This window comes from Methylobacterium sp. WL7, from assembly GCF_008040085.1.
Classification (GTDB): Bacteria; Pseudomonadota; Alphaproteobacteria; order Rhizobiales; family Beijerinckiaceae; genus Methylobacterium; species Methylobacterium mesophilicum.
The window spans coordinates 1-253 of the sequence record NZ_VRVG01000413.1 but is presented as its reverse complement, the minus strand read 5'-3'; the positions used below and the strand labels follow the sequence as shown (position 1 = coordinate 253).

Below are 253 nucleotides of genomic sequence, written 5' to 3'. Positions count from 1 at the left end.
TCCTCGGCGCGGTGGCGGTCGGGCTCGCCATGGCGATCTGGCTGTCGCTGTCGATCTCCCGGGGCCTGCAGCGGGCCGTCGCCGCCGCGAGCCGCGTCGCCGAGGGCGACCTGAAGCAGGACGTGGCGGCGTCCATGGAGGAGATGGCCGCCAACGTGAAGCAGAACGCCGAGAACGCCAGCCAGACCGAGACCATCGCGCGCCAGTCCGCCAAGGACGCCGAGGCGAGCGGCGCCGCGGTCGGCCGGGCGGT

At 74.7% G+C, this 253-nt stretch carries 1 pseudogene; it reads left to right on the top strand.

From position 1 onward, the window contains the following. Positions 1 to 253, top strand: a pseudogene (locus FV233_RS30010) (HAMP domain-containing protein); the annotation flags it as partial.